The organism is Thalassomonas actiniarum (genome assembly GCF_000948975.2).
GTDB classification, from domain to species: domain Bacteria; phylum Pseudomonadota; class Gammaproteobacteria; order Enterobacterales; family Alteromonadaceae; genus Thalassomonas; species Thalassomonas actiniarum.
In genome coordinates, this window is sequence record NZ_CP059736.1 from 764,986 (window position 1) to 791,831 (window position 26,846).

At 48.1% G+C, this 26,846-nt stretch carries 24 protein-coding genes and 1 pseudogene; 8 read left to right on the forward strand and 17 right to left on the reverse strand.

Annotation, left to right across the window (positions count from 1 at the left end; all coding sequences use genetic code 11):
* Positions 1-12: 12 nt before the first annotated feature.
* The 4 genes from SG35_RS31560 (at position 13) to SG35_RS31575 (ending at position 3,940) form a co-directional block, all read left to right on the forward strand.
* Positions 13-441, forward strand: coding sequence for a GNAT family N-acetyltransferase (locus SG35_RS31560; RefSeq protein WP_044831122.1), 429 nt, complete (start codon positions 13-15; stop codon positions 439-441).
* A 175-nt stretch (positions 442-616) separates the two neighbouring features.
* Positions 617-1,474 carry an MbnB/TglH/ChrH family RiPP precursor modification enzyme gene (locus SG35_RS31565; protein ID WP_053042807.1) on the forward strand — a complete coding sequence of 286 codons (858 nt, stop codon included), beginning with the start codon at positions 617-619 and terminating at the stop codon, positions 1,472-1,474.
* A gap of 33 nt (positions 1,475-1,507) precedes the next feature.
* Complete coding sequence (locus SG35_RS31570) at positions 1,508-3,070, forward strand: AMP-binding protein (protein WP_044831123.1); 1,563 nt, start codon at positions 1,508-1,510, stop codon at positions 3,068-3,070.
* Positions 3,071-3,082: 12 nt separating this feature from the next.
* Positions 3,083-3,940: a phytanoyl-CoA dioxygenase family protein gene (locus SG35_RS31575; RefSeq protein ID WP_044831124.1), complete on the forward strand. Its 858-nt coding sequence runs from the start codon at positions 3,083-3,085 to the stop codon at positions 3,938-3,940.
* A 118-nt stretch (positions 3,941-4,058) separates the two neighbouring features.
* On the opposite strand, the gene SG35_RS31580 is transcribed toward SG35_RS31575, so the two are convergent.
* The 4 genes from SG35_RS31580 to SG35_RS31595 form a co-directional block, all read right to left on the reverse strand.
* Positions 4,059-5,171, reverse strand: coding sequence for a DUF6136 family protein (locus SG35_RS31580; protein ID WP_044831125.1), 1,113 nt, complete (start codon positions 5,169-5,171; stop codon positions 4,059-4,061).
* Positions 5,168-5,782 carry an ATP-binding cassette domain-containing protein gene (locus SG35_RS31585; RefSeq protein WP_044831126.1) on the reverse strand — a complete coding sequence of 205 codons (615 nt, stop codon included), beginning with the start codon at positions 5,780-5,782 and terminating at the stop codon, positions 5,168-5,170. Before SG35_RS31585 ends, SG35_RS31580 begins: the two co-directional genes overlap by 4 nt.
* Before the next feature lie 411 nt (positions 5,783-6,193).
* A complete protein-coding gene (locus tag SG35_RS31590; RefSeq protein WP_084692497.1) occupies positions 6,194-6,511 on the reverse strand; it encodes a CcdB family protein in 318 nt (105 codons plus the stop codon).
* Positions 6,511-6,756 (reverse strand): type II toxin-antitoxin system CcdA family antitoxin, encoded by a 246-nt coding sequence (locus SG35_RS31595; protein WP_044831128.1) that lies wholly within the window; start codon positions 6,754-6,756, stop codon positions 6,511-6,513. The genes SG35_RS31590 and SG35_RS31595 overlap by 1 nt, the downstream gene beginning before the upstream one ends.
* Positions 6,757-7,056: 300 nt before the next feature.
* Between SG35_RS31595 and SG35_RS31600 the strand changes: the two genes are divergently transcribed.
* Positions 7,057-7,725: a hypothetical protein gene (locus SG35_RS31600; RefSeq protein ID WP_053042808.1), complete on the forward strand. Its 669-nt coding sequence runs from the start codon at positions 7,057-7,059 to the stop codon at positions 7,723-7,725.
* A 378-nt stretch (positions 7,726-8,103) separates the two neighbouring features.
* Here SG35_RS31600 and SG35_RS31605 read toward each other — a convergent pair whose 3' ends face one another.
* The 8 genes from SG35_RS31605 to SG35_RS31640 all read right to left on the reverse strand — a co-directional run bounded on the left by SG35_RS31605 (position 8,104) and on the right by SG35_RS31640 (position 18,682).
* Entirely contained in the window at positions 8,104-11,427 is a 3,324-nt protein-coding gene (locus SG35_RS31605) for a type 2 lanthipeptide synthetase LanM family protein (RefSeq protein WP_053042809.1), read from the reverse strand.
* A gap of 136 nt (positions 11,428-11,563) precedes the next feature.
* Complete coding sequence (locus tag SG35_RS31610) at positions 11,564-11,764, reverse strand: mersacidin/lichenicidin family type 2 lantibiotic (protein ID WP_084692501.1); 201 nt, start codon at positions 11,762-11,764, stop codon at positions 11,564-11,566.
* 660 nt (positions 11,765-12,424) lie between these two features.
* Complete coding sequence (locus SG35_RS31615; protein WP_044831129.1) at positions 12,425-12,631, reverse strand: AbrB/MazE/SpoVT family DNA-binding domain-containing protein; 207 nt, start codon at positions 12,629-12,631, stop codon at positions 12,425-12,427.
* Positions 12,632-12,836: 205 nt separating this feature from the next.
* Positions 12,837-13,718: a DMT family transporter gene (locus tag SG35_RS31620; protein ID WP_044831130.1), complete on the reverse strand. Its 882-nt coding sequence runs from the start codon at positions 13,716-13,718 to the stop codon at positions 12,837-12,839.
* 134 nt (positions 13,719-13,852) lie between these two features.
* The gene (locus SG35_RS31625; protein WP_274055515.1) at positions 13,853-14,551 is read right to left on the reverse strand and encodes a DUF2182 domain-containing protein; all 699 of its coding nucleotides are present in this window, start codon (positions 14,549-14,551) and stop codon (positions 13,853-13,855) included.
* A 116-nt stretch (positions 14,552-14,667) separates the two neighbouring features.
* Complete coding sequence (locus SG35_RS31630) at positions 14,668-15,285, reverse strand: DUF1326 domain-containing protein (RefSeq protein ID WP_044831132.1); 618 nt, start codon at positions 15,283-15,285, stop codon at positions 14,668-14,670.
* A 353-nt stretch (positions 15,286-15,638) separates the two neighbouring features.
* Positions 15,639-16,616, reverse strand: a complete 978-nt coding sequence (locus tag SG35_RS31635; protein ID WP_044831133.1) for an alpha/beta hydrolase — start codon at positions 16,614-16,616, stop codon at positions 15,639-15,641.
* A 254-nt stretch (positions 16,617-16,870) separates the two neighbouring features.
* Positions 16,871-18,682, reverse strand: coding sequence for an ABC transporter ATP-binding protein/permease (locus SG35_RS31640; protein ID WP_044831134.1), 1,812 nt, complete (start codon positions 18,680-18,682; stop codon positions 16,871-16,873).
* Positions 18,683-18,969: 287 nt separating this feature from the next.
* Here SG35_RS31640 and SG35_RS31645 point away from each other — a divergent pair.
* The 3 genes and pseudogenes from SG35_RS31645 (at position 18,970) to SG35_RS31655 (ending at position 22,370) form a co-directional block, all read left to right on the forward strand.
* A pseudogene (locus SG35_RS31645) lies at positions 18,970-20,022 on the forward strand (aldo/keto reductase).
* A gap of 416 nt (positions 20,023-20,438) precedes the next feature.
* Entirely contained in the window at positions 20,439-21,125 is a 687-nt protein-coding gene (locus tag SG35_RS31650) for a flagellar brake protein (protein ID WP_084692503.1), read from the forward strand.
* Positions 21,126-21,620: 495 nt separating this feature from the next.
* Entirely contained in the window at positions 21,621-22,370 is a 750-nt protein-coding gene (locus SG35_RS31655) for a hypothetical protein (RefSeq protein ID WP_044831136.1), read from the forward strand.
* Between the two features lie 123 nt (positions 22,371-22,493).
* Here the strand turns inward: SG35_RS31655 and SG35_RS31660 are convergent, their stop codons facing one another.
* From SG35_RS31660 to modA, 5 genes are all read right to left on the reverse strand, one after another.
* The gene (locus SG35_RS31660) at positions 22,494-23,300 is read right to left on the reverse strand and encodes an SDR family oxidoreductase (protein ID WP_044831137.1); all 807 of its coding nucleotides are present in this window, start codon (positions 23,298-23,300) and stop codon (positions 22,494-22,496) included.
* A gap of 192 nt (positions 23,301-23,492) precedes the next feature.
* Positions 23,493-23,723 (reverse strand): hypothetical protein, encoded by a 231-nt coding sequence (locus SG35_RS31665; RefSeq protein ID WP_044831138.1) that lies wholly within the window; start codon positions 23,721-23,723, stop codon positions 23,493-23,495.
* Between the two features lie 492 nt (positions 23,724-24,215).
* The gene (modC, locus tag SG35_RS31670; RefSeq protein ID WP_201777752.1) at positions 24,216-25,334 is read right to left on the reverse strand and encodes a molybdenum ABC transporter ATP-binding protein; all 1,119 of its coding nucleotides are present in this window, start codon (positions 25,332-25,334) and stop codon (positions 24,216-24,218) included.
* Positions 25,335-25,336: 2 nt separating this feature from the next.
* A complete protein-coding gene (gene modB, locus SG35_RS31675; RefSeq protein ID WP_044831139.1) occupies positions 25,337-26,032 on the reverse strand; it encodes a molybdate ABC transporter permease subunit in 696 nt (231 codons plus the stop codon).
* The gene (gene modA / locus SG35_RS31680) at positions 26,029-26,826 is read right to left on the reverse strand and encodes a molybdate ABC transporter substrate-binding protein (protein ID WP_236702517.1); all 798 of its coding nucleotides are present in this window, start codon (positions 26,824-26,826) and stop codon (positions 26,029-26,031) included. Before modA ends, modB begins: the two co-directional genes overlap by 4 nt.
* Between the last annotated feature and the right edge of the window lie 20 nt (positions 26,827-26,846).

The window sequence follows — 26,846 nt, forward strand, 5'->3', positions numbered from 1 at the left end:
GGAGAGTTTATTTTGGAAGGTTACCGGATCAGCACCAAGCTTGAGGAAATGGATTTGTCTTTTATCCATGGATTTTTAACGGAAAGTCCCTGGGCCAAAGGCATATCCCGTGAGGCGGTAGAGGAAGCGATCAAGCATTCGTTATGCTTCGCCGTTTTTACCGATGACGGAGAACAAATTGGTTTCGGTCGGGCGATTTCCGACTATACCACCTTTGCCTTTCTCGGCGACGGTTTTATCAAGGAAGAGCATCGCGGCACAGGACTGAGTAAGTGGGTGATGCAGGAGATGACCAATCATCCGAAATTGCAGGGGGTAAGGCGCTCTTTGATCGCCACCGTTGAAGCCCACGGCCTGTATGAAAAATTTGGTTTTAAAACCATCGCCAAGCCGGAATACCTGATCGAGAAGTGGAATTGGCAGGCTTATAAACAGTCGTAACTTTTTTGCCGGGTCTTGGCTTAAGCAAAAGTGCCTTTAGCCAAGGGATCGGCGGTGTGCTTGCTGCGGGCTTGCACACCATTTTATTTGGGACTTGCCTGTTATTGATCGCCACCCGGGGCCGACAACAGGCAAGTCTTAGCATGGACATAGATGAATCAACCGGAGGCTGTTGATGCAACCTAAATTCGATAAGGCCCGCCTGCCGATGCTGGGGGTGGGACTTAGTTTCAGAACTGAGATCGCACAGGAGATAGTTGAGCAGATTGACTCGTTCGATTTTCTTGAGTTGATTGTTGAAACCGCCTTTGCCGGTATCTTGCCGGATGACTTTTACGAGCAGGTGGTCGGCCGGGTGCCGGTAACCGCACACGGGGTCAGTGCTTCTTTGGGCTCACTTGATGAAGCCCGCATTGATGACGGCCATCTGGAGCGGGTTAAGGCTGAGCTGGCCCGGTTGCGTTGTCCCTGGTTCAGCGAGCATTTGGCGTTTACCAAGGCACAGCAAGTGGACGCCGGACAATTACTGCCGCTGCAGCGCAGCCAGGCAACGGTGGATTTTGTCGCACAAAAGATCCGCCATATGGCCGAGGCGGTGGGCATTCCCGTGCTGATTGAAAACATTGCCTATTATTTCAATATTCCCGGGGCCGAAATGGACGAGGCCGAGTTCCTTACCCGGGTGATCGAGGCGGCCGATTGCGGTTTGCTACTCGATATCAACAACCTTTACGCCAATTGCCTTAACCACGGCCTGGATCCTATGGCCTTTATCGACAGCCTGCCCGCCGACAGGGTCGTGGAAATTCACCTGGCCGGCGGCGAGGAAATCGAGGACGTCTATATCGACACCCACGGCCATGCGGTTAACCAGGCGGTATTCGATTTATTTGCTTATGCCTGCCGCACGAAAGCGCCGAAAGCCGTAGTGCTTGAACGTGAAAAAAATATTCCGTCTATTGACGAACTTATCGAAGAAATTCAGGCGATTAAAAGTGTCTGGCAACAAAGCCGTATGGCTATTACCGCGTAATTTTAAACAGGCATTTTGCCAAAGGAGTTAGAGATGACTGTTGCAGAAAATAATTTTACCCTACCCGGGAGCGGGGATCGCTATAACCTGATTGCCGATCTCCTGGTCAAACATGCCGATGGCGGTACTTCCCCTGTGCCGGCCCTGTATTTTAATGATCAGGTGATCAGCTATGGCGCACTTTATCAAAGTGTCGGCATTGCGCGTGCGCTGCTGATGGAGCAGGGGGTTATGCGCGGGGACAGGGTGGCGCTGGTGTTGCCGGATACCCCGGCTTATATTTATATTTTCCTTGCCGCCATTTCGCTCGGCGCGATACCGGTAGGCATTAACCCGAATGAGAATGCTGCCGATATTCCCGCACTGCTAAAACACATAGGCGCCAAATGTCTGGTGGTTTCTGTTGAGAATGCGCCGCTGAGACAAAGCCTGGCTCAGTCGGATATTTCAAGTGTGCTGGTTGAAGTGGACCCCTTGTTTGAACAGGCGACTAAGGCTTTTGCCGATATTTCGGCCCCTTGTTGTGACTATGAAGTCATGGCCGCCAACGATGTGTTATACCTGACTTTCAGCTCGGGCACCACAGGCAGGCCCAAGGCGGTGACCCGCCGTCACCTGGATATCCTCAACTGCGCACAAAGCGTGGATGCCGGCTTGATGGGGCTGACGCCAGAAGATACTGTGATGACGGTAACTAAACTGACCTTTGGTTATTCCCTGGTGGGCGGCTTGATGTTTAGCCTGCTTGCCGGTGCGTCCCTGGTTGTTGCCGAAGAAAAAATGACGGTGGACAAGGTTATCGCAGCTACCAAGCGTTACCGCCCAAGTGTATTGTTGGCACAGCCGCGGATTTTGACTGAGCTTAACCGCCACAGCGAAGAGGGTGAGCATGACTGGTACCGCTCGCTGCGCATGGTGATGTCTGCCGGGGATGTGTTGTCGGCATCGGTGCGGGATAAGTGGACTGGCTTGACCGGCTTGCCTGTGACTGAAGGTTTCGGCTCGGTGGAAGTGGGACACTTCTTTATTGCCGGTAACGGCGAAGACATGCCTCAGGGAGCTTTAGGCAAGGTGCTTGACGGTTATCAAGTACAGCTTATCGATGACGATGCCCGTGAGGTTAAGCAGGGGCAACAGGGGCGTTTGTGTATCCGCGGCAACAGCGTAACTACAGGTTATTGGAACGATCCTCAACGTACCCGGGCGGCTTTTGAAGGCAGCTGGTATGTCAGCGATGATGTCTTTACCGCATCCGGGGACTATTTATTTTATGCCGGACGCTGGGATCATATGATCAAAACCGGCTGCGGCGAATGGGTGAGCCCGGTGCGTATCGAAAATGTCATTCGCCGCGATGAGCGGGTAGAAGATTGTGCGGTCATGGAAGCAAGAGATGAAGACGGGGTATCAAGGGTTAAGGCCTTTATTGTACCCGGCAATGGCAGTGAGCCCAAGGAGCTGCAAGCCGGTATTCTTGATTTGATCGAATGTCAGTGGCCGCAGCTGGATCATATGCGGGTGCACTTGATGGAATTTGTTGAAGCTATTCCGCGCTCTGCCAATGGTAAAATAGTACGTCCGCGCGCCCGGCGCTAACAGGAGAAAAAAATGAGCATAAACCAACACGAGCGTGACTTATACTGCCTGAAACAGGCCGGGTATATTGTACTGAAAGATTTCGTCGACATCGCACTGGTGGATAAAATTGAAAAGGCCTGTGTCGGCTTCGAGCTTGAGGTGGAAGCTTTCAGATCCGAGCAGGAGGTGATTTTATCTCACAGCTGGCCGCTGAGAACCACCCGCTGCCTTTATGCCGTCAGCCGGGAGCTGCAGGATTTGGTGATGCGCGAGCGTATCCAGAAACTTGTTCACGGCTACCTGGATAAACCCGTACTGCGTGACAGCCTGATGCAAACGAATATGCCGGATCCGAGAAACGCCGAGCGCGGCCTGGACGGCGATATCAGTTTCCACCGGGATACCTTGTGGCCGGACGGCGAAATAACCCCGAATTATTTACACGTTTTTCTGTTGTTGAACGACTTTACCCCGGAGCATGGGGCGACCATAGTCGTGCCCGGCACCCACAGGGAAAAAGAACCGGGTTATTATTTTAAAAACAGCGATCCGCGTCCGCCGCAAAAAGGCATAGACTACCGGGTTTATGAACAGAGTTATTTCCCGAGTACCACGCAATTGTTGGCGCCGCGCGGTTCGGTGATTTTGATGGATCCTATGATGATCCACTCCCAGGGCATTAATATTGCCGATACCCCCAGACGGGTGATCAACACCACCTTCAGGGCCGCACAAACCGTGGGTAAGCCGCCGCTGCTTAATGCCAGGGCAATCGCCGAGCATACCGCCCGAGTGCCGATCCGGCAGGATTTATTGTCCCTGCTTGAAGATACCGAAAGCCTGCCATCAGAATATGGTCCGCTACGGGAACTGGTGACCGAGGAATAAAAGTATCAGCTCCGTTTTTGACTTATTACTCATTTTTATAAGAGCTCAATATAAAAACGCCGGAGGCAGCTAAGCTTTCTCCGGCGTTCTTGGTTGTCGGCGTTTTACCCGCTGAGCTTTATGCCATTTTAAGGTAGAACAAAAACAGGGCGTAAAACAGGCTCGGTAAAATAAAAAAATTACGGTAAAACTTAGTGACGCTGACAATAGTAAGCAGCACACCTAAAGGTAACAGCATTAACATCCCCGCGGAGAAATTTAAGCCAAAAGTGATGACTAAACCTGTAAGCACGGCAATAACCATGGCCGGCAGCATATCAATAAGATAACGGCTGCGGTGCCGATTTAACAAACCGGCCAGGTAATGGGGATGTTTACGGTAAAACCTTTCATTATCAAATTGATAAGAACCTATCACCAGGGCCAGTACCCAGCACACCAATATTTGGATAAAGCCGTTGGCGCCAAGCGCCATTTTATATTGCACATAGGCAACTAAGCCCAGAAACAAGGCGCAAAAGTAAATACGACCGGTGAGATTTGTGGGGTTTTTCATGATGGCAATCCAGCGTATTTGCCAATATTGTTGCATACGCCAGGTCTGTTTGCCGATAAAGCGAATGGGATCGAAAAACGCTTCCAGCAGCAATAAGGCTAAGACCCCGGTGTTGAGGGTAACGGCACTGATGTCATAGTGCTTTATTGTGAAATACAGCAGCACAGGCGCCAGGCACAGACTTAACCAGGGAACCTCTTTATTTTTTATACTGATCCAGGCAAGCACTATGGCCGAGAGGGCAAAAAGCGGGAAGTGCAGCTGATGGATGAAAGTTTGCCAATCAGGAATAAAGGTCACTAAAAACAGCGGTGCCAATAACGGGATATTGCCAGCGGCTAAGGTCAGCAAAAAGGTTGCCGTGTATCTGTGCCTGGCGGGGATCAGCAAACTGGCCATATAGGGCTGGTAGCTTTGCGCCAAAATGGCCGTTTTCTGGATCCTAAGTAGCAGATATAGCAGGATAAAGTAACCCCACTGATACAAAATACGCTGCTCCGGCGGAGTTTGCATATCCGCTATCACACTTAAAGACACCAGGGCGGTGAGAATAGATGCCGGGATCGCCAGGTAAAGTATCATCATTAAAAAGCTAACTAGCTGGATCACCGATGCCAGCATACGTTTTAATTCAAAATAATAAATTTGCCCGCGCAGTTTAAAGTAATGGCTCATGATGCAATGCTGCTGCCTTGATTTAATTCATTGAGAAAGACACTGTGGTAGTGTTCATTTTCGGTAAAGCTCTCTTCATGGCTGGTGACGATAATTTTCCCGGGGTAGCTGTCAAGATAGGCCAAAAGCCAGCTGCGGCTTTGGTGATCTAAGCCGGTTGTCGGCTCGTCAAGCAGCAAATATTGCGGTTGATGTGCCAATGCCAGCAACAGTGAGATCTTCTTTAAATTGCCAAGTGATAAAGCAGAGACTGGTGTGGTTAACTGGGGAGCAAAGCCTAAGTGTTCAATGAATTGCGTGGGAAACAGGCAAGCATGCTGCGAACAATGAAATTCGAGCAGCTGTTGCGGCGTTAAGAAATCCGGCAGGATAATTTTATCTGATGATATCCCCAACTGGCGTTTGGCGGAGACTGAAGAAATGGGTTTATCATCTAAGGTTATTTTCCCCGAGCTGGCGATTTCCAGGCCTGCCGCCAACATCAACAAGGTGGTCTTACCGCTGCCGTTGGGGCCGATAATGCAGTAGCGTTGTTGATCAAATTGGTAGCTTAATTGATTGATAACCGGTTTTTTTTGATAAGATTTTGAAATTTCGCGAAGTAAAAGCAAGTGTTTTCCTTAACATTATATTAATAAATGTAATATGCAAAAAAATGTGGGTGGACGCAACTTAAAAGAAAAAACAAAATACTGTAAAAGGTACAGGAGAAATTGTTTGTTTCGAAAGTATCCGGTAAAGCCCTTTGGCGGGAGCAGGACCGCGAGAGTGCGGCCCCTGGCAGCAGGAGGGATCTTTCCTAAGTTGTACTGCCTGTAGGCGAAGAGGTTGTTGTTTTTATCAGGAAAATGATCTTTTTTGTCACGAATTTTAAACAGGTTGAATCAGATTGGTTTAAAACCTGCGAATCTAGTGTCATGATCAACGAAATCTCGCACGTACGGTTTTTAGCAGGAGAAGGGGAATGCTCAGGAAGTGCTTATGTCCAGAGGGCTTGCTCTGTGGCGGATAGGAGATAGCCGCTATATACCTGTGATCGCAAAGTCAATTGCTGCGATAATTTCATCTCTCATTGATTCTAATGAACCAATAGGGCTCTTGAGTAAATTGGCAGGCAAAGAGGCTATTTGCGGCGTAAGTAAAATGAACTCTTCATTTGTATACCTTATGGTTGGTGTTAGCCCATTCATTTTTTCATTTCTAAAATGGCTGAGTCTTCCTAACGGGATCACTATCCTTGTTGTAATGTCACTAATTAGAGCATTTTGAACATCAATAATATAAGGGTATGCTTCACGGCTTTTTTTACTTGGATTCTCGTAGACATCAAATTGTGACATTAAAACTCTCTAAATTCATCAGCAAAACAGCCATTTTCTTCGACAAAGTCATTGTAAGCATTAATGGCATTTTTATTATTTTTAGCCCACTTTTCCTCTGCAATGCTTTTCAATTTCATTTTTAAAGCTTGCTCTAAAGTAGCTGATAAATTAATGTTAAGTGCTTTTGTTTTCTTCAGTAAGTCACTATTTAAGCTAAGGTTTGTTGCTTTTTTTGGAGCATCAAAATCGTATAATGGTTGCATAACTTTCTCTCCATATGAGGATATGCTAATTATGCGCATACCCATGCGTATTGTAAAGGGCATGTAGCTTATAGAGCAGATTGAGCTCATCCACGGTTACATCCTGTTTAGTTAGGGGAGTTTGTATAATATAGGTAACTATTATCATGATTTCGTGATAGGAAGAACAAACTTTATGTGACGGGGAACTGAACCGGGTTACCGGTCCTTTGTAATGAAGGAGTAATGGATTATCTGGCGTAAGTTGTAAATTCAAATGTAGTAAAAAAGTGGATTTAACAAAGGAAAATAAGGAATATTATGAAGAGTTCATTAAACATGATTATCGTCGCAACGGCTTTGCTATTAGCAAATAATGCTATAGCACAACAAGCGACAACAACAGAAGAAAATGGAGAAAGTTACCCTGCTGCTACTAAAACTAACGATGCACAACCTAACAGTTTTTTAGGTACGGATGCTCAAGGCCGCTTAACTTTCAAAAAATTTAGTAGTGAATGCGCTATTGGAAGCATCAAGCACTTTGAGCAAACTTCAAATGATCCTCAAAACCCTTCAGCGTTTATAACTGATAATTATCGAATTGCAAATGGTGAGACTATTTATGCTGTAGATTATCCAGAATATGTTGCTAAGAAAACAGGAGATTCAGATGCTACTGAAGTTAGCCTTCCTGATTATCGAGCACATTTTTTACGCGGTGCTGACTTAAATCGCGGTATTGATATAGAACGGACTATTGGTCAAGTACAGGGTGATGAAATTAAAGAACATGATCATCGATTATTATCTTCAAAGTACTTTGATGCATATTATATAAGAAGTGATAATGCAGATGCGTTTGTTCAAGGTTTTCAAAAGAGTCATGGAGGTACAATGTTTACTAATGCTTCTTCTATTACGAAAAGCGGCGGTAATGAGACTCGCCCTAAAAATTATGCTGTAGTTATTGCGGTTTGTGTAAAATAGAAACTTTGCCAGAGCTACAAGCCTTGGAATATAGGCGATTAAAAGAAATGGTCGGAAATTATCTCGTGAAAATTCAACTTTTAGCATAAATTATTTTTAGGGGGGATCACCAAGTAAGCTTGTGCCATGTTCGCGGCATAAACTTCATTGGCAATTGTCGTTAGTTGTGAGGAGAATGCTTCACAGTTTGGCACTAAATTCATACCCCATCACCACGTCTTTCGATAAATCCATGGGATGAGGGTTGTCGTATGATCGCGATAGTTCCACTAACTTGTCCCTATGACGTGCAATTAGTCAATTTAAGCCACAAATAGCATAACCTAGCCGGTTAATCGCGTCGGCTCGGGCAGGTTTGTTATGTGGCTTTTATTATTTTTAGTACGGCTGCATGCATACTTTGCCTTTTGGACTCCCACTCTCTGTTAATGCAATATCAGTTGCCGGTAATTCCAAGGCTAAAATGGATGGAACACGATCAGGATAGGCCACCCGCAAGAGTTGATAGCCCATGCCGGCCAAACCGACCATAAAACCCGGTGTTTCCAGGTTATGCATATAGCCGGACACCCAGCCGCTGGATTGCTTTCCTGAGAGTAGCTGTTTCGCCATCTTTTTGGCCTGTTCGGTGAGTTCGTGCCGGTTCAGTATCTTGCCGCCCTGTAGCAGTAAATCCAGGTTACCCAGGGAGCCGTGACACAGGGAATGGTTATCTTCGAATCCACTTGCCAAGGTTGTCTTTAAGGCGGCCTGTATTTCATCCCGAAGCTGTTCGTCTTCCCGGTAAGAAAACATCGCCAGCCTGGCCAAACCTATACCGGGCGCGCCATGACACCAGCCCGTCATATAATAGTAGCCCTCATCCTGAACAGAGGTTTCCGGGCGTTTACCCTGGCGCAAATCCGGCCAGTTGCTCATCCGCTCGCAATAAAGATTGCGCTCGTACAGCAATGCTTGTTTGGCGGTATCAGCAAAAGAGTTGTCTTTGGATACCTGGCTCAAGGCAAACATGGCCCATGCGATCCCGGCAACACCATGTGACATGCCGGCCAGGGGCTCAGTTCCTGCTGCTTCCAGCACCCAGGCGGTGCCAGTGCCGGTATCTTGTGCCCGTTGTTGCAGGTGGCGGCCACAGGCCTCGGCCAGTGCCAGGATACTTGGTTTGGCTCTGAACCGGTACAGGCCGAGCAAGGCTATGATGGCACCGGCGGCGCCAGCAACGATATCCTGGTTTTTATCTTGTGCTAATTGCTTGCTGATGTGGACTACCAGGCTTTCAGCCTCGTCGAACAAGCTCTCGTCCTGCCAGATGCAGCCCAAATGACATAACAAATAAATAATGCCGGACCAGCCGCTAAACATGCCAATATCCTGGATATCGTCCGGATGGTTGCGCCATAGGTACTGGGCAGAATGCAAAGCTTCCCGGGCTAATTCCTGGTAAGCGTTATTGTCATCTACTTGCCCCAGGTAAGCCAGAAACAAAGTGACACCGGCAAGGCCGTCATACAGGGTTGGTGTCATCGGCTCTAAATCCCAATGGGAGTTGCCGACGGCTTTCCAGGTAAACCAACTTGCTCCGCCGCCGCTGCGAAAAGCCAGTTCACTGATGCGCCCGGCCAGATCCCGTGCCCCGTCAAGCAATTCCTCAATTGTGGCGGGCTGTTCATGCTCTGCCAGGTCAATATGAGAATGGCATGCGGGTCGGTTTGACAAGTCAGCCGACAGCAAAGACGATTGGATAACCCAGCATTGCCGGGTCAGCTCGGTATGAGTTAAGGATTTGATTTTCTGGCGTACCCGCGACATGCCGGATGTCGGGAAAAAATCTTTAAAGATCTCGCCACTGTCTGTCACCACATCTTTGGAGTCGGGGCGTGTGGTAAACAGCGGAATATCCATCCGGCGTAATGATTCATGCTCTGACTTGATCAGGGGGGTGAGGTATTTACGGTGTCCTGAGGCCACCCAAAGCTGATCAAAAAAGATGTCCCGCTCCAGGGCGTTGCCCATAAAGTCAGGATGAAGACTTTCCATTAAAAAGCTGGCATACACCCTGGTCTCGCGAAAAATCACCCTTACTTCAGCGGTATTAAACGCACTCAGGGGGCCTGAGGGCGCCAGCAACTTATCGCGACAGGAGAGGAGCAGGGAGAACAGCTCCGCAAATCCCGCAACTATATCATCACTAAAGTCCTGTGCTTTAATTGTCGCCCCTTTGAGTGTCGGCATGTTATTAGCGCCGGGAAAACTAACGACCTTGCGGGTGAACTGCATTTGGTCGGTACCGGCATGCTCTATGTCCAGTACAGGCATGGGGGTTTGCTGATCCTGAACTTCGGAAAAGCCACTTAGGTCGACCCCTTCGCCTTCTCCGCGTTGAGTCCATATTCGCCGGGGCAGTAATCCGGTAGCAAGCACGGTACGTTTTAGTGCGGCGGCGGGTGGCTCATTAGCATCGCCACCACCTGAATTCTCCTGCCCCAGCCAGGGGTGAAACAGGGTTTCCAAATCCACCAGTACCGGATGCTCGCCACAGGCAATCAGGTTTTCATAATGAAAATCATTGGCTTCCAATGCGTATAACAGTGCCAGTAATCCTCCCTGTCGCCGGTAAAAGCGTTTAAGTGCCGATTTGTCCTGGCAGCTTTGCTGCTGTGCAAACTCCACCCAGCCATGGGTTTTGGCTTCATAGCTGAGCAGCGATTTGAAGGGGGTGGAGAAGCCTTTATCATTAAGCCATGCCAACAACTGGCCAAAAGCGGCTTCAACGGCTACCGAGCGGGGCTTATAAACTAGTTTCATCCCACAGGAAAATTCGAGAATTGCTACGGTTCGGCCCCCCCGGTGGCTGTCACCCTCTGCGGTTTTTACTTTGCAAACCTGTCCCAGTTCCTTGCCCTGGTTAAAGGTTTGCTGCAATGCAGGCCAATCAGCAAATAACCGTTTAAACAATTCCAGGGCACTTTCCTGCCAGCGCTGGATAGTCTCCACCACCAGGCGGGCCATAACCGGATAATCCTGCAACAGTGCGCTTCGAACATTGTTGTCGGTTAACCGGGCAACAAAGTCGTTAAATCGTTCTTGTGAGCTGTCACCTTGAAGCTTTTGTTCTACCCGGGCAATTTGCAACTCCATGACCAGGGTTCGACCACAAATCATCGCCAGTCTGGACAATAGCTCTTCAAATAATTGATCACAACATGAGACCAAATCGATCCCTTGCTTATCTTCTTGCGGCATTAGGCGGTTAAGCGCCGAACGCAATTCCTCTACTCCCTGCTGCATTAATGGCTTGATAAGTGTCAGCAAGTCGCCACTGACCATTCCTGGCGGATTCACCGAGGGCAGTTTTACCGAGCTATGATCTTTATTGAATGCGGCTTTTAGATCGTTAAGCCATTGCGGCTGCTGCGGGATGCGTTTACCCAAGTCATGACTCGATTCTGCGGTGATAAACTTAAAGCTTTCCAGGTCTAAGTTATCGGTTTTCAGGCGTTGAAGAAACAGGGATGTATTCTCTTGAAATGGCTGCCGGGATAGCCAATAGTCCGCCAGTTCCGTGTTGATATTAGAGCTGGAAATATTATCGGATAAACCATGTTTGCGCTCTGCCAGCGCCAAGGCCCAAGAAAAGTCTATGTCTGATATTGATAGTAGAGTCTGAACGTCCTGCTGTTCGGATGTATTTTGCGAATCCATGCCATTTCCTCCAACCAATCTGGCCATTTTTTATTATTAGAAATCAGGTCGCTGTTTTGGCCATTATCCAGGTTTGCTGATATATCTTTAGGAAAAAATGGGGGAGAAAACTCCCCCAAAAACTATAGCCAAATTCCTATAAGCAATGCCGTGGCGGACAAGGAGAGCATATAGCCGATCCGTTCATGGTTAAGGCTTCAGGATTACCGTCTATCACTTCTTGATCCAGTTCATTGCTTGCAGCAGGATGACCGGGAGTTTTTTCTAACTGCCCCTGAGATAAACTGCGACGATAAGCCGGATCTTTCCATGTTTTGATAATTTGACTTACTGACATAATTTTAACCTCGCTATTTTCTATGTTTCGCCAATGGGGTTGGCGATTGAATAGTGATGGTAACCAAGCCGCACAATGCGAGCAGCAACAAGCGGTTACCGGGTGATTACGCCTATCAAGGCTTACAGCAGGTTTGCAGAAAGAGGATACGTCTTATCTAAATATTCCATATTTATGACAGAGAATATGACTTCATGGATAAATGCTCGTCCCTGTGACCAAGAGCAAAAGATGGCATGTACACAATTTAACCGAAATAAGTTGATTGTCAAATTCTCTTTTTAAAATAATGACTAAGCTATTGGCAAGTATAATAAAGTGTCATGACGGGGTAGCTCCCGGGGGACAATATGGCCCATAACAGCCACAGGAAGCGCTTGACTCGCGGGGTTATTACTTGCCTTCAGGCGCTGTATTACAATCTCCCGTTGTCACTCCGGTGCCGGCATTAAGAGTCGCCATTGAACTTAAACATTCTCTGCTACCTACCGGGGTTAATTCAATTTTTCCTGATGATTTAGTTAAATCCCAGTTTCATCTGCGCTGGATGGGAGCAATTCGATGAAGGCACAGTTTTGCCGTAAGCATTCCATTTACGCCGTAGTTGATAACGATATTTCCGGTGTTCTAGCAGTAACGTGTGCTAACCCGGCCAGGTTGTCAGGCATCTTCTTCATGCATCTGGCCGTCGATCAGGCTGATTCGCTCAGCCAGCTCTTCATCATGTTTGACCAACTGATAGCTGCCGTCACACATATATTCCAAAAAAATGGTTTCTCCCTTACTGGCTTGTAGCTGGTCGAGCACTTCTTGTGGTAGTTCTACTCCCAGGCCGGCGCCAACCGCCTGTATCTTAAGTTCAATCATTGTCGAAACTCACTTATATGATGATGGGGTTATATTTGCATACGCCACTGCAAAACCGACGTAGTAATCCAAATTGTAGTTGTGCTGATTTGCAGATACAAGGTGATGGAATAGCCACAAATTTTTTTTCTTAAAAGGCTAAGTGGTCGGCCTGTTTCGGGGAAAATTTTAGTTTGTTATTTATTTTTTATGGCTGCAGATGAGTTTATGATGTTTTATTTGCGGCGAGTCCATTCACATAATAGCGGCCAATGAGTACTATCAGTATGCCGCCCAGCACCATCAGGGATGACAATACCAGCTGCAGTGAAATGATTTCATTGGCAAATATTACTCCGCCTAAAGCCGCAATAATGGGTACCGTCAGTTGAACAACTGCAGCTTGTATCACACTGAGTCCCTTGAGTGCTATGTACCATACGGCATATCCTATGCCCGAGGCTATTGCTCCCGATAACACCGCCAGGAAAATTCCTTCCCGGGACAGATGGCTGCTGTAAATTATTGGCAGCATCAATAGCAGAATAAAAGGCAAGGTGCGTAAAAAATTATAGCTGGTGTCGGCAAGCGGGCTTTTCGTCCCCCGGCCTTTTAGGGTATAAACGCCCCAGGCAATACCGGCAATGGTCATCAGTACAAAACCGGTAAAAGACGGGGTACTCAGGCTAGGTTGCACTAAATAGACAAAGCCTGAAAAGGCGATCAAGGTGCCCAGCCATTCTGTTACGTGAAGCTTAGTGCCTGAAAGCAAGCTGGCTATGATCATGGTCAGCTGAACCGCGCCGAAAAGGATCAGGGCGCCTGTGCCAGTGTCTAATGAAATATAGGCAAATGAAAAAGTGATCGCGTAAAGGAATAACATAAAAGCAGCCGACCAGCTGCCTTTGGCTGGCGGTGTTTGGTTGTTTTTTGTTGCCAGCAGTATAACCCCCAGCATAATAATGCCGGAGAATAAGCGAATCGCGGTAAAGCTGGCGGCATCTATCGCGCCGTCTCCCAGCGCCAAGCGGCACAACACCGAATTTCCGGCAAAGGCAAACAGTGCAAAGCCGGTACAGGCGATAATTTTAAAAGTATGGGTGTTCATAATAGCCTGTGTGCCTTAGTTTTAAGCTGAAATAGCAAGAAAATACCTTTAATAAGATACTTATTATTAACCAGATGAAATGTTTAGGGAATTTTAAAAGGGAGTTTATCACGCCAGTCAAAACAAAAGGCAGCTTAGCCGGTTAACTGATATAAGCTGATGCCGATAGCGGTGACAATCAACACCAGTCCCAGCGGCCGGCCCAGCTTTTGTCCCCAGGCGGCATTTTTTTCTATCGCCATAATAAAAGCCAGCAGCAACATCCAGCTAAGGTTTGCTGAAGAAACCGCAAACATCAGTAACATCAGCGCCCAACAGCAACCGACACAGAACAGGCCATGCTGCCAGCCGATGTTAAATGCCTCACGCCGGTCATTTCTGCCGTGCCAGTGGCCCATCAGAAAACCCAGGGGTGTGCGGCACATGTCCAGGCAGGCATATTTTACTTTTGAAAATTGAAAAGCCCCGGCCAAAAGAAAAAGTCCTGCACTCCAACCCCAGGTTTGCTGTATTTGCCTGCCTCCGGGAATTTGTTCAAAGCCCCAGATAAGCGCCAGCGCTATCACGCCAAAACCGAGCCAGGCAAGCAGGTAACCAGTTAGCAGTAATCGCAGCAGATAACGGCTTTGCTTGCGCGAAGCAGTCATGCGGTGAAACAAATTGATCAGCGGCACTGTGGTCGGCAGCATCATGGCCACTGTCATTAACAGCCAGCCCGTTAAAAAGGCAATTGATGCAAGCCAGGCCGGCACATGGTTATGGTGCTCATGTGCGTTGCCGCCATGGTTGTGAAATAAGAAGCCGTAAGGTGACTGCTCCAGATACCACAACACTATCCAGGACAGTACGACGATACTGCCCAGGACAAGGGTTACCAGGTTGCGCGACGGACGAACATTTATATTGTCAATAATTGTGGCCTCAGCAAAGGGCTTGATATAAATATCAGCTAAGCATCATCACCCGTGTGTTCGAACAAAAAGTCACTTTGAATCGAGTTGAAGCCTTCAATATCAACATCGACATTTAAGGGCTCGCTTTTAAGGGTAAACTTACTTGCCTTGCCGACATAGGCCGGAGCCCCGGGTACCGTGGAGAATATGCTGTTGGACAGTGTAGTGACCTCTCCGGTTGCGCTTCTATAGGGCTCAAGTTCGGCATAAGCGACATCGGCTATCTTTAATGTACCTTTGCCTTCGTTTACCTTGAACAAAATAGGCACCCGCTCTACTGAGGTAACTTCTCCCACCAGCTGCACAAGCTCTTTTACCGGCCCGCCTTTTGCGCCGGAATAAACCGCCTGGATGGCAGCTGCCTGCTCGTCCGTGGCATTTTCATCAATGAACATAGTGACCCGCCAATTGCCGTCGAGCACGTTTCCCGGAATAAAAACCGCTAAACCTATGGTGAGCCCTTTAACGTCTACGCCGTCAATGGTGCCTTGCTGGAAATTCCAGGCCATGGCGGATTTACAATCAACAAAATCGGGATCTTCTCCCACCCAGCAGGGGCAGAGAATTTTACAGGTACAAACTTCGAGCAGACTGCCTTGTAAACGATATGACATGGTGTTCTCCCTAATATTTAGTAGGTGTAAACATCCTTGAATTTACAGCAATTATAGTGAAGATTTTCACTATAGCAAAAGCGCGTTATGACACCGGATAACACGATAACGGCAAGGACTTTAATAACACCGGCTTAGCTGCTAATGTTAATTTTGACTTGGCATTGAGGGACTTATGACTTTTCAAACTATCTACTCGGCAGGGGATGAAATTGAAATTAAAGCGCCTATGCGGGGATTTTTCAAAGCCCGGGCGGTAGGTCGGCATTAAAGCCGGGTACCCGACAGCAACAATAATCAGATCCCGGATGTCTGCGATCGCAAACACAGTACAGCGCGTTAGTGAATCCAGGTTAACGTTTCGGTAATTCATAACTGCGCTGGTCCGGCTTAACTCTGCCGCCATCCATGGCCTCGAGCATATGCTTAAGGGCAGGGGTGGCGTTGCCGTTACCATTGTTATCCAAAAAGTAGGTATGCCCCTTGGGGGTATCAACGCTGTTGTTAAAATTATCACAGTCGATTTCATAGACATTTCGGGGTAAAATGTCCAAATCTTCCGGACCTGTCATGCCGAGCCGGCGCGAAACCACCTTGTTTTTTAAATTGGCGACTTTGCTGGCAGGCATCGCCAGATCGTCATTGGCAAAATAAACCAGGATATTGCGTGCGGTATTCGGAATTAATTCGGCGTTTTCTCCCGGCTCCAGGCAATGGTTGACCACATCCGGCGCAAACATAAAGATATTGCGGAACAGCTCGGGCACTTGCCCGGCATGGTCGTGACGGCTCCAAAAGGCGATGGCGTTTCTCAGCACCCTTGCCCCCATGGAATGCGCTAAAATATTGATCCTGCGGGTACAGGGCTTTGGTAATAAAGCTTCTTTATTACGCCAGATATCAAACTTGGTCAGCATTCTGGCAAAAGCGCCGCCACTGGCGTCGGCGGCTTTTTGATCGTCCCAGTAATCATCAATAAACGCGGCAAGAGAATCATCATCACAGGGCCATATTAACGGCACCACATATGCGAAATCGGCTCCTTTTTCTTTATTGATCAATGTTTGCAGTGTTGTTGCATTGGGGAATATATCCGGCTCTGCGGTGTTATTAAATCCGTGGATGTAAAGTAAGATCTGAGTCTTTGGCGGCAGGGCTTTTAACCGGGCGAAAAACTCCAGACTGCCTATTTCAATATAATCATCTTCACCTTGGCGCTCACAAAAATACATGTCGCTAGCTGCCCTGGTTTTTTGTACCGGAAAGGAGATTTTTCTGTTTTTCTTGCTTCTGACGGATTCTTTTGGGGTGCGGTTGGTTGCAAATAACATACTGGCCTCATCTTATTGTTATTGGGATGATAAATTGCCAGTAACTGCAAGATAAGGATTTGAGCAGGACAAGATTCAATATCCCTATCCAAATAAGGCAATTCAATACTAACGTATTGTAAGGCTAGTAGTTTTTGTTGTTATGTCAAATGAGCCCGGCTGGGCCGGTGCACCTTTCTTTATTGTCTTTTCAAGAGGCCCGGGGGAGGTCGCCAAGTCTGACGCTCCCCGGCCGGTTAATTTCTCTGCTGGCTTTAATATTGTTGAAGATGCTTAAACTGCAATTCCACCAGGCGCTGGTAAAGCTCGCAGCTTGCCATCAGCGATTTGTGATCCCCCATCTCAATCAGTTTGCCCTGATCCAGTACCGCGATCTGGTCGGCGTGTTGAATGGTGGATAACCTATGGGCGATGATCAAGGTTGTGCGGCCACGCATCAATTCTTCCAGCGCCTGCTGTACATGATGTTCACTTTCACTGTCCAGGGCGCTGGTTGCTTCGTCCAGTAACAGGATGTGCGGGTCTTTTAGTATTGCCCGGGCAATGGCGATACGCTGGCGCTGACCGCCGGAAAGCCTGACCCCCTTCTCCCCGAGAAAGCTGTTGTAGCCCTCGGGCAGGGTGATGATAAATTCGTGGGCATGGGCTTTTTTCGCCGCCTCGATCACCTCTTCGTCGCTGGCATCGGGTTTACCGTAGCGAATGTTGTGAAAGACATCGCTGCTAAAAAGCGCCGGTTGTTGCGGTACCAGCGCCATTTGCTGACGTAAGTCTTTGGGGTCCAGCTGGCGGATATCCGTGCCTCCCAGGGCAATGGTGCCGGACTGGGGATCATAGAAGCGTTGCAATAATTCAAACAAGGTGGTTTTTCCTGCGCCGGAGGGCCCTACCAGGGCCAGTACTTTTCCCTGTTCAACACTAAGTGTCAATGCATCGGTCGCCGGAACGTCCGGCCGGGAAGGGTAGTTGAAGGTGACATTTTTAAAACTTATTTCTGCCGGTAAACTTGCGGCCGGAACGGCATTTTTTACCGGCGGCAGGATATGGCTTTCAACCTGTAAAATCTCTATCAGTCTTTCTGTTGCTCCCGCAGCACGTTGCAGCTCCCCCAGCACTTCAGAGATGGTGGCAAGGGAGGAAGCTACCAGGATGGCATAAAAAACAAAAGCGCCGAGATCGCCGCCGCTCATCTTGCCTGAGATCACATCGCTGCCGCCAACCCATAACATGCCGGTAATGGCGCCAAAAACGATGACGATAACACCGGCAATTAAGGTAGCGCGTTGCTGAATGCGGCGGCGGCCGATTTGGAAGGTCTTTTCAACTTCACCATAAAAAGAAATTTTTTCTTCTACCTCCCGGGTATAACTTTGCACCGTTTTAATATGTTCTATTGCTTCTCCGGCATAACTGCCGACATCAGCCATGGAGTCCTGGCTTTTTCTGGAAAGTTTTCTCACCTTGCGGCCATAAAAGAGGATAGGCACCAGGATAAAAGGCACCGAGGTCAACACGATCAGCGTCAACTTAATATTGGTGGCAAATAACATCACCAGGGCGCCTAAAAACATCAGCGCGCTGCGCAGCGCCATGGAAAAAGAAGAGCCGATAATACTTTGCAGCAGCGTGGTGTCTGTGGTGATACGCGACATGATATCGCCGCTGCCGCTGGTTTCAAAGTAGCTGGGGTGCAGGGTGATCACATGGTTAAACACCGCCAGGCGGATATCGGCGCTGACCCGCTCTCCTATCCAGGACACCAGGTAGAAGCGGGCAAAGGTACCTGCGGCAATCAGAACCGTGATGCCAAGGATAAAGAACACGGCATTTTTCAGCTGCTCCAGCGATTGCTGGACAAATCCCTGGTCAATCAGCATTCTTACTCCCTGGCCCACAGATAACATCACGGCGGCGGTAAAAATAAGCACAATAATGGCGGCAAGGCCCCGTGCTTTGTAGGGGCGGATAAACTGAAGAAGCTCTAACAATATCGTGAGTTTTTTACCTTGCTTACCCGTTTGGATATCAGTGGGGGCTGATATTGTTGCTGAGGTCTGTGACTGCATACTTTTCCTTATTCTTGCCTGTAAAAGGCGGTAATACCGCTAGGGTCATTGAGAGTAACACTAAGGGCACAGTTTACGCGCTAATTCACCGACAAAATAGCAATTATTGCCGGGTTTCAGCTGAATAACGCCTCACGGTTGGCACAAAGACACGGTTTCCTTAATCAATAAGCTGGCTTATATTATTGAGATGATTTGTCAGTCATATAAGCCATTTACCCTGTTTTACTTTTTGCTTCGGGTAAGGGAGCGCCGGGTAAGGGTAACCACTTTAGTTCAGGAGTTTTATGAAATACCTTCAGTTAGGCAGCAGCCCGTTAGAAGTCTCCCGCATTTGCCTGGGGACTATGACCTGGGGCGTACAAAATAGTCAGCAAGATGCCAGCGAGCAGCTTGATTACGCCCTGGCACAGGGGATTAATTTTATTGATACCGCAGAAATGTATGCCATTCCCCCGAAAAAAGACACCTATGGCAAAACCGAGACTTATATCGGCAGCTACCTAAAAGCCAATCCGCAAAAACGCAAAGACATTGTGTTGGCATCAAAAATTGCCGGCCCTGGGTTTTCTTATATCAGGGAAGGCAAGCTGATAACCGGAAAATCGGTTATTCAGGCGGTGGAAAGCTCGTTAAAACGCCTGCAAACCGATTATATCGATTTATACCAGTTGCATTGGCCTAATTATCCCACCCCGCATTTTGGCAGACACTGGCCGAATAATACTCACTACAGTGAATTTGATGTTGAAGCACAGCGCCAGAATATGCTGGATATCTTACAGGGCTTAGATGCCTGTATTAAAGCGGGCAAGATCCGTTATTGCGGCTTATCAGACGATAGCCCCTGGGGGCTGAATCAATACCTGAAATTAAGTGAGCAGCATAACTTGCCGCGCATGGTGTCGGTGCAAAACGAATTTAGCCTGTTGCACCATAAGGACTGGCCTTATTTGATTGAAAATTGCGTACATGAAGATATTGCTTATTTGCCCTGATCTCCGCTGGCAACCGGGTTGTTAACGGGGAAGTACCTTAATGGTGCCCGCCCTGCCGGCACACGTTTTACCTTTATGCAGCGTCACGGCCTGTTCAGGGATACGCCGACAGTCAATGAAGCAGTGGCAGCCTTTGTCGGGCTGGCCAAAAAACATGGCATTTCACCGGCGAAACTCGCCCTTGGCTGGGTCGATCAGGTTAACGGGGTAACTTCCACCATTATCGGGGCGACCCGTATGTCCCAGCTACAAGAAAATATTGCCGCATTCAATGAACCTTTATCCGCTGAAGTTCTTCACGATATTGATCTGGTATTGAAACGCTACCCTGCGCCGTTTTAATATCAGTTGACTTTATTGCAACAGCCCGGTTTGGGGAAACCGCCTGGCACCGGGCCGCCATTTCCGGTGGCCCGGTGATATGACTGTTGCGGCCACCGTCAAAATTTTATGGGCTGTTTTAAGGCATTTTCTTTAACGGCCCGGATCTTTTTGACTTAGTTAAGGTCAATTAAACAATCGTTTTTTTCTTTTTATTTAGCGGTTAAATCTCTCCTCCCTTTGACTGGATGTTTTTTGGTCAAAATATTGCACTGTCTATCTTGTCCCTAAAGAAAACACTCATAAAGCGGCTAAGCACGGTATTTTGACACCGGCGCCGGTTTTATGACCCGTTTAACACTTAGCCCGGGACAGTCATATGTTTAAAACAGTTGCGGAATTGAAGTGCCGGTGCTGTTTTGTTGTAGCAAGAGGTAATGATGACGGCGATTAAAATTCCCGGTATTGATAATCACAAGTTTGCGGTATTTAACAAAATGTCTCCCGGCTGTCCCTTGACCGTGCAGGTTAATGCGGCGCAAACCATACGTTTTTCCAGCCAGTTGATCGGTTATGAAATGGGCAGTTATTTGTTGATCACTTTACCCGCCGGGGCAAAAGATAAATACCACAATACCTTGATGGTAAGTGGATATGAAGTGGTGATCCGTGCCTTGCTCGATGGCGGATTATGCCTGGCCTTTTCCTGCCCGGTAGAATCGCTGGTTTCTTATCCCCATGAATTTCTGGCATTGAGCTTCCCCAAACATATAGAAACCTGCCAGTTAAGAAAACATCCCAGAGCGGCAACCTGTATCAGCGCACTGGTTGAAAATACCGGCTTCGAGCAGGTACCTGTGATCAATGGCTGCATACAGGATATTTCATTAGGTGGCTGCTGCTTTGTCTTTGATATGCCTGAAAAAGTCAAAGATGTACATCATAGAAAGCTTATGGTGAACCTGGGAGAGCGGGAGCATAGTGTCGGCATGTTAGCGGGAGAGGTCAGAAACCAGCGCAAGCAACACACGAAAATACGCCTGGGGATAGCTTTTGACGAAACTACCAGCCAGGTGGCTGCGCTATGCCGTCAATTGCATGTCGACTTAGCCGCCTTACGTTAATCTCACCAAAGCAACAACAATAAAAGCGCTCCGGAAATCCGGATAAATATTTCGGTATTTTCCTGTTCAAATTGTCAATAACATAAATTTATCACAAAAATATCACGATAAAAGTCAATTTCTTTAACATTATTTTCACCTAAAATTCAAAAAGTTAAAAAAAAGTTAAAATTTATTTAAAATAATTTGAAATTAATCCTGGAGCCTCAGGGTCTTTTTAAATCGATTGAAGAGTCGAAATTAAATCGACGGCGTATTTCAGGATGATGTTGAATGTTCAATAAAAGAAATTTTTCAAAATTACCTATATTCCCCGGTTTCGTTTTCACTTTGCTGGTGCCGCTAATGTTATTGCCGGCACCGGCGTCAATATCAATCGTTATTGTTTTTAAATGACAAAGGTTTATGTCAACTCATTTGCTGATCGGCCGCACTGTTGAGAACGGTCTGCCGGTTGGGAAAACTAAGAATCGTTAATTAAAGAAGGAAAATACGATGAAAACTATTACAAAAAATGCCCTTACTCGTGCCCTGGTTAAGTTCAATTTAGCTGCTGCGGTTATTGCCTGTAGCACTTTTGCTCAAGCAGGAACGGTACAGACGCATACTTACACTGACCAGCAAGCGCCTAACTGGGGTATGCAGCAATATGGCGGTTTTGCCGTGAGCCCGGGGTCAACGTTCAAAGTGGTGATGACACCTGATGCTTCTAAAGATTTAGACGGTGAAAGTGAAGTCTCCATGTATGTCAACTGGGACTCGGCGCCTGCCATTTTTGGCAGTAAGTTTGTTTGTTCACCGTCACATGCATCGAACGATTATTATGCACAGGAAGTTTGTGAGTTAACGGTTCCGTTAGGGGTTTCAACCGCCCATGTTGGCATCAGTGGTTTTAGTTTCTTCGCCTATCACGATTTAACCATTACCCATGAAGCCCCAAAGGTAGAAACCTTCGCCGGGCCGATTGGCAATACCGAATGGGTTTACAAAGAGTTTCCAGTTACTCCGGGCAGAGGTTTTAAAGTTGAAGTGACCCCTATCATTGGCGATGATCACAGTGAAACCGATGTTTACGTGCAATTTGATTCGCAGCCCTGGTATAACAACTACAGCTGTAAATCTATGCTGGCAGACGATTTGACCGACGTCTGTGAAATCATAGTGCCGGAAGGCGCCGGCAAAGCCGTTGTTGGTATCATAGGCTCAGGCTTCCACGTAAGCTACGACGCGAAAGTGACTTACTAGTCATTTGCCCCCGGCCAGCGCTTTTTTAAGTGCTGACCGGTAAAAAGTTGAGCTGGCAAGGCTAAGGTTAAACCTGCTTTATCAGCTCAGCTTGAATATAAAGTACCTCTGCCGATATAGCGACTAAATCGGGGCCGCTTTTCGGGCAACAATCTTCTGCAGCAGCTTGGGAAAAAAACGTTTGATCCATAAAGCGTGCATTTCCATGCCTTTGCCTACGGCAATTTCCGGCCTGCCTTTTTTCCAGCCTTTCACTATTTTGCTCGCGGCTTGGGCAACATCCATGCCCGCCTGGATATCCTGATCCATTTTGCCAAATTCAGAGCCGTCGCCGTTTAATGCCTTGTTGGAAATATTGGTGCGGATAAAACCGGGGGTCACAGTAGAAACATAGATGTTTTCCCGGGCCACTTCCGCCCTGAGGGCATCAAAAAATCCCATCATGGCATGTTTGGCGGCGCAATAACCGGTGCGATACGGCACGCCGACTTTGCCCGCCACCGAAGCGGTTACCGAAAGGTGGCCACTGCCTTGTGCCAGCATGATTGGCAAGACTAACTTGGTCAGGGCAATTTGCCCGAACACGTCTACCTCAAATAAGGTTCTGTAGGTATGCAGCTCAGAGTCCACACACAGGGATCTTTGGGAAATGCCGGCATTGTTAAACAAAAAATCTATCCGGCCAAACTGGCTTTGTGCCTCTTGTACTTTTTGCGCCATGATATCAAAGTCGGTCATATCCAATACCAGCACATAAACATCTTCATCGCTGGCACCGGCCTGCAAACATAAAGCTTTGACTCGGTCGAGTTCATCCCTGCGCCGGGCAGAAAGAATGAGTTTATGGCCGTCAGTTGCCAGCAATTGCGCAACTGCCTCACCGATGCCGGATGAAGCTCCCGTGATCCAGCTTACTTGCCCTTTTTTCAATGCTGCTCCCCTTAGATTTTTATTATGTGATGCTCTGCTTTAAAGCATATGCTTGCCAACTGCTGTAAATTAAGCCTGTTTTATAGATGGTATCTTAATGTAAGTGTTTGAGGAATAAAATATTGCACGCAGTACACCGGCAGAGGCATGGGGGAATGGCTTCTGCTATAGCAAGTGAGTCATGACTTAAGGTTATTTTTTATTGATGTGCTGCGCCGCCAGATAAACGCCGGCGCCGACAAGCAGTGCTATACCCCAGTTGCCGCCAATTTCATTTTCAAAAGGGGATTTTACCTGTTTTACCTGTTGTTGCAGGGCGCGTTTTCTTTCTCCCTTTCGCGGGGATGAATCTGCGGCGGCATTGTTGCTGATAAAACACACAAGAGTAAAGAAAGCAATAAGCAGAGTGCGCATCCATTTCATTTGAAATATCCTTTTGGGGCAAAGTTAAAAACTCAGGTTTTTCAATTTTTAGCTACTTATATCAGCATAGTGGATGAGATCATAATCGGTAATATTTTTTATCACCCGGCGGTTATTTTTGTTACTGCTTTGTGTTTGCCGGCAGGGGAAAATATAAAAAATCAGGCAAAAAATTAAAGAGAAAGCATTCCTTAGATGCTCATTTAAAAGGCTTGTCAGGCTCGCTTTAGTTTTTATTGCGTCGATTGCAAGAAGGGCCTTTTGACCCTTTTTCAATCACTGTAGACCGGGGGCAAAACCGAATAAGTTTATAGGGGGAATAGCGAGCAAAAAATGCTTTAAAGTGGCAGCCTGCCTGGCGGACGATTTGTCTCTGCTGTTGTCAGCTGTATCAATCCCAGCGGAATGGGAATAATACTAAGCAGGTCAAGTATGCACTTTTTTAAGCCTCTTCAATGTTATCTTAATGACCAGGCTATTATTCTTCGCCCGTTAGCGGACAACAGCTACCGATTTCACCTGTGCCCAGGCATGCTTGCCGGGCTCTAGTTGTAACTGATGGACCGATTTTTGCGTTAACCTGGCGATCAGGTATTCGGTCCCGCATTTTAACCGCACCAGCGCCATGGCTTCATCCTGGTCTTGGGAGATCTCCACGACCTCTACCGGTAAGCGGTTGACGATACTGGTATCGGCATGCGAGGCTAAAGCCAGGCTGACATCCCGGGCAAGTACCCGAACCCGGACGGATTGTTTCAGGGCATCCCCGCTATCGCGTACCCAGAGTTCGCCACCGTCAAAGGCAATCCGCACCAGGTGCCACTGACTGTCCCGCTCGGCGACTTGACCTGTGATAATGACCCCGGTTTCTTCACCAAATTTCAGGGGTAAATCAATGCGGGAAAGTACCTCGGTCAGGTTACCCTGGGCCACCAGTTTTCCTTGCTCCAGTACCAGGATATGGTCCGCCAAATGAGCAACCTCATCCATGGAATGGCTGACATAAAAAATGGGAATGTCGAAGCTTGCTCTTAGCCGTTCCAGGTAGGGCAATATTTCCTGTTTGCGGGCGCTGTCCAGGGAGGCAAGGGGTTCGTCCATCAGCAATAATTTCGGCTGGATCAACAGGGCGCGGGCGATTGCCACCCGTTGCCGCTCACCGCCGGAAAGTTGGGCGGGATAACGTGGTAGGACAGGAGCGATGGCCATCACGCTCAATACCCTTTCATATAGGTCTTGTGAAAAAGGGGCACCGGAGCGTTTGATGGCGTAATCCAGGTTGGCTTTCGCCGTGAGATGCGGGAACAGACTCGATTCCTGGAAAACATAACCTAAAGGGCGTTTATGGGTGGGTTTACAGTGGGAGGCGCTTTGCCAGACGTCTCCTTTAACGGTTAACTCGCCCATATCTGCCTTTTCTAATCCCGCGACACAGCGTAGGAAAGTGGTTTTTCCCGAGCCTGAATGGCCAAAAATGGCGGTAATGCCATTGCCGGGCACGGTCACATCGACATCCAGTGAAAAACCATCGGTTTTTCCTCCCGGATAGGCGAGTCGGAAGCGGGCTGCTATGGTGTTATCGGTTAAGGGGTCAGGTAAGGTATTAGTCAAGATCAGCCACCGTACTTCATGCCTAAACTCGCCTGTTTACGTTGAAAGCCATAAAGTCCCAGCAAGACGATAAAGGAAAACACCACCATACCGACGGCCAGGGCATGGGCCTGGGCATATTCCAGCGCTTCGACATGATCATAAATTTGCACCGATACCACCCGGGTTTCACCGGGAATATTGCCGCCTATCATCAATACCACGCCAAACTCTCCCACGGTATGGGCAAAGCCGAGTATGGCGGCGGTAATAAAGCCGGGTTTTGCCAGCGGCAGTACCACAGTGAAAAAAGTATCCCATGGTCCCGCCCTCAGGGTGGCGGCGGCTTCAAGCGGACGTTCGCCGATGGCTTCGATGGCATTTTGAATGGGTTGCACCACAAACGGCATCGAATAAAATATCGAGCCTATCACCAGTCCCCAAAAGGTAAAGGGCAGGGTGCCTAGTCCCAGGCTCTGGGTAAACTGGCCGATCACTCCATTAGGGCCCATGGCCAGCAATAAATAAAACCCTAAAACCGTAGGTGGCAGCACCAGCGGCAGGGCGACGATGGCCCCTACCGGGCCTTTCCACCAGGATTTGGTCCGGGCCAGCCACCAGGCGATGGGGGTGCCGATAAGCAGCAATAATAGTGTTACGGTTGTTGCCAGGCGCAAGGTCAGGTAGATGGCATCCATATCCGCCTCGGAAAAAGTCATGATTTTATCTCCGTTTGTCTTTCCTGAGCCGGGGTTTGATAGCCGTAGGCCTTGATGATCTTTTTGGCTTGCTCACTTTTGATAAAACGGATCAAGGCTTGTGCCGCTTCGCTGTTTTCCCCCCGTTTAAGCAGCACGGCATCCTGGCGGATAGGGCGATGAAAATTATCAGGGATGATCCAGGCGGAGCCTTGTTTGATCTGGCCGTTTACCAAAATTTGCGACAGGGAGACAAAACCGAGGTCGGCATTGCCGGTGCCGGTAAACTGGTAGGTTTGCGCGATATTTTCTCCCTGCACCCACTTGCTCCGGGTGGTTTCTTTTAAAGATAATTTTTCCAAAACCTCAACAGCGGCCAGACCATAAGGTGCCAGTTTGGGGTTGGCCAGCGCCAGTTTATTAAAAGCGCCCTGGCTGAGCACGCTTGCGTCTTCAACCTTAAAGTTCGGTTTGACGGACCACAGGGCCAGGGCACCGATGGCGTAGGTGAACCGGCTTTGCGCTACTGTATACCCGGCTTGTTCCAGCGCCAGAGGTTTGGCCTGATCGGCTGACAATAGCACCTGAAAAGGGGCGCCGTGTTGGATTTGGGCAAAAAACTTGCCGGAAGCGCCAAAAGCGAGCCTGACCTTATGGCCGGATATCTGCTCAAACTCCTTGACGATTTGCTTCATGGGCGCGGTAAAATTCGATGCTGCGGCAACATGAATGACCTCTGCTACTGCTAAATTGCTGACAAAGGTTAGCAACAATAAACAGCTTGCCTGGAGCAGGTGCATTAATTTACTTTTCATTAACTGGTTAACTTGTTGAT

What these genes read in the sequence shown, in the direction of transcription:
- SG35_RS31565 (WP_053042807.1), top strand. Translation starts at nt 617, where the DNA reads ATGCAACCTAAATTCGATAAGGCCCGCCTGCCGATGCTGGGGGTGGGA.
- SG35_RS31570 (WP_044831123.1), top strand. Translation starts at nt 1,508, where the DNA reads ATGACTGTTGCAGAAAATAATTTTACCCTACCCGGGAGCGGGGATCGC.
- SG35_RS31575 (WP_044831124.1), top strand. Translation starts at nt 3,083, where the DNA reads ATGAGCATAAACCAACACGAGCGTGACTTATACTGCCTGAAACAGGCC.
- SG35_RS31580 (WP_044831125.1), bottom strand. Translation starts at nt 5,171, where the DNA reads ATGAGCCATTACTTTAAACTGCGCGGGCAAATTTATTATTTTGAATTA.
- SG35_RS31590 (WP_084692497.1), bottom strand. Translation starts at nt 6,511, where the DNA reads ATGTCACAATTTGATGTCTACGAGAATCCAAGTAAAAAAAGCCGTGAA.
- SG35_RS31595 (WP_044831128.1), bottom strand. Translation starts at nt 6,756, where the DNA reads ATGCAACCATTATACGATTTTGATGCTCCAAAAAAAGCAACAAACCTT.
- SG35_RS31600 (WP_053042808.1), top strand. Translation starts at nt 7,057, where the DNA reads ATGAAGAGTTCATTAAACATGATTATCGTCGCAACGGCTTTGCTATTA.
- SG35_RS31605 (WP_053042809.1), bottom strand. Translation starts at nt 11,427, where the DNA reads ATGGATTCGCAAAATACATCCGAACAGCAGGACGTTCAGACTCTACTA.
- SG35_RS31610 (WP_084692501.1), bottom strand. Translation starts at nt 11,764, where the DNA reads ATGTCAGTAAGTCAAATTATCAAAACATGGAAAGATCCGGCTTATCGT.
- SG35_RS31615 (WP_044831129.1), bottom strand. Translation starts at nt 12,631, where the DNA reads ATGATTGAACTTAAGATACAGGCGGTTGGCGCCGGCCTGGGAGTAGAA.
- SG35_RS31620 (WP_044831130.1), bottom strand. Translation starts at nt 13,718, where the DNA reads ATGAACACCCATACTTTTAAAATTATCGCCTGTACCGGCTTTGCACTG.
- SG35_RS31630 (WP_044831132.1), bottom strand. Translation starts at nt 15,285, where the DNA reads ATGTCATATCGTTTACAAGGCAGTCTGCTCGAAGTTTGTACCTGTAAA.
- SG35_RS31635 (WP_044831133.1), bottom strand. Translation starts at nt 16,616, where the DNA reads ATGTTATTTGCAACCAACCGCACCCCAAAAGAATCCGTCAGAAGCAAG.
- SG35_RS31640 (WP_044831134.1), bottom strand. Translation starts at nt 18,682, where the DNA reads ATGCAGTCACAGACCTCAGCAACAATATCAGCCCCCACTGATATCCAA.
- SG35_RS31650 (WP_084692503.1), top strand. Translation starts at nt 20,439, where the DNA reads ATGATGACGGCGATTAAAATTCCCGGTATTGATAATCACAAGTTTGCG.
- SG35_RS31655 (WP_044831136.1), top strand. Translation starts at nt 21,621, where the DNA reads ATGAAAACTATTACAAAAAATGCCCTTACTCGTGCCCTGGTTAAGTTC.
- SG35_RS31665 (WP_044831138.1), bottom strand. Translation starts at nt 23,723, where the DNA reads ATGAAATGGATGCGCACTCTGCTTATTGCTTTCTTTACTCTTGTGTGT.
- modB (WP_044831139.1), bottom strand. Translation starts at nt 26,032, where the DNA reads ATGACTTTTTCCGAGGCGGATATGGATGCCATCTACCTGACCTTGCGC.
- modA (WP_236702517.1), bottom strand. Translation starts at nt 26,826, where the DNA reads ATGAAAAGTAAATTAATGCACCTGCTCCAGGCAAGCTGTTTATTGTTG.